The organism is Rhizobacter sp. P3_B12, from assembly GCF_056402895.1.
In genome coordinates, this window is sequence record NZ_JBFUGN010001159.1 from 1 (window position 1) to 1,750 (window position 1,750).

Annotated in this window: 3 protein-coding genes; all 3 read left to right on the plus strand. The window is 70.4% G+C overall.

The window, feature by feature from the left end; translation table 11 throughout:
* On the plus strand, nucleotides 1-572 hold a 572-nt coding region (locus AC1D01_RS33270), incomplete at its 5' end, for a cbb3-type cytochrome c oxidase subunit I (protein ID WP_477873744.1).
* A 10-nt stretch (nucleotides 573-582) separates the two neighbouring features.
* The gene (locus tag AC1D01_RS33275) at nucleotides 583-1,188 is read left to right on the plus strand and encodes a cbb3-type cytochrome c oxidase subunit II (RefSeq protein WP_477873745.1); all 606 of its coding nucleotides are present in this window, start codon (nucleotides 583-585) and stop codon (nucleotides 1,186-1,188) included.
* Nucleotides 1,189-1,204: 16 nt separating this feature from the next.
* A partial coding sequence (locus AC1D01_RS33280) for a c-type cytochrome (protein ID WP_477873746.1) occupies nucleotides 1,205-1,750 on the plus strand: 546 nt, incomplete at its 3' end.

Consider the following 1,750-nt stretch of genomic DNA (forward strand, 5'->3'; position numbering starts at 1 on the left):
TGGTGGTGCCGGTGCTGGCCTTCACGGTCAACCAGTACCAGACCTTGAAGGGCCACCTCGGCGCGCTCGGCCGTTCACCCACGCTGCGCTTCATCGGCTATGGCGGGCTGATGTACACGGCCAGCTCCATCCAGGGGAGCCTGGAGGCGCTGCGCAGCGTGAACGCGGTGTCCCACTTCACGCACTTCACGGTGGCGCATGCGCACCTGGGCCTCTACGGCTTCGTGACCATGGTGTTCTTCGGCGCCATCTACTYCATCGTGCCTCGTGTGTCGGGACGGGAGTGGCCGTCGCAGGCCCTCATCGCTGCGCACTTCTGGCTGGCGGCCATCGGCATCGCGATCTATTTCGTGTCGCTGACCATCGGGGGCTGGCTGCAGGGGCGCGCGATGCTGGACGCCAGCCGGCCGTTCATGGAGTCGGCGGCGCTGACGCTGCCCTACCTGAAGGCGCGCACGGTGGGCGGCGCGCTGATGGCGCTCGGCCATGTGGTGTTCGCCGTCCACTTCCTGCTGCTGCTGGCGGGCCGATCCGTGGGCCGCAGCCAGCCGACCTTGCTCACCGCACTGTGAGGGCCGAGCCATGCACAACGAAACAAGACTGATCGCGGGTGGAATGACGATGCTGAGCATCGCGACCAGCGTCCTGGTGGTGGTGCCCTACATGACGGTGCGGGAGCTGAAGGCCCCGGCCGCGCTCAAGCCCTACGCGGCCGAGGCGCTGCGTGGCCGCCATGTCTACATCGCCAATGGGTGTGTCTACTGCCACTCGCAGCAGCCGCGTGCCAGGAGCCTGGGGCCCGATGCCGCCCGGGGCTGGGGGCGGGCCAGCGTGGCGGCCGACTACGCCTACGACACGCCGCACCTGCTGGGCACCATGCGCACCGGGCCGGACCTGTTCAACATCGGCGCGCGGCAACCGAGCGACGCCTGGCATCTGGGGCACCTGTACCAGCCCCGGGCCTACGTGCCGGGCAGCGTGATGCCGGCCTATCCCTTCCTGTTCAACATCCAGGACCGGCTGCACGGTGGCGACACCGAGGTCCCCCTGCCGCCGGGCCAGGCGCCGGCCGGCCGGCACGTGGTGGCCACGCGCGACGCGCTGGACCTCGTCGCCTACCTGAAGTCGCTCGACCACACCTACCCGGTGGCGGAGGCGCCCGCGGACGCCGTCGCCGACACGCGTTGAAGTCCACGAGGCCGACATGACCCCGATTCCTCCGATCTCTGAGCCACAACGGCGCGAAAACCCCGACCCGCATGAACGGACGCAGCCCGTCCCGCCGACTGTGCTGGTCGCGGTGGCGCTGTTGTTCGCCTTCGGCGTTGCCTACATCGCCGGCTCGGACGTCGAGACGCCGGCCGCCTGGGGCGATGGCCGGCAAAGGACCGAACTCGGGAGTGCCCCGGCAACGGGCACCGCGGCAGCCGACGGCGCGGCCGTATTCGGGTCGCGCTGCGCGGCCTGCCACCAGGCACAGGGCCAGGGAATGCCGGGCGTGTTTCCGCCGCTGGCCGGCAGCGAGTGGGTGAACGGGCGGGACAGCACGACCGCCGCGATCGTGCTCCATGGCGTGACCGGCAGCCTGTCGGTGAAGGGCCAGACCTACAACGGCACCATGCCGGCTTTCGGCGGCACGCTCAGCGACGCCGAGATCGCGGCGGTGCTCAGTCACGTGCGTTCGCAGTGGGGAAACCGGGCCGCCGCGGTGAGCCCCGATGTCGTGGCAAGGGCGCGAGCGACGCACCAG

Bases quoted from the DNA above. Each gene is read 5' to 3' on its own strand.
- AC1D01_RS33275 (WP_477873745.1), top strand. From the start codon at position 583: ATGCACAACGAAACAAGACTGATCGCGGGTGGAATGACGATGCTGAGC.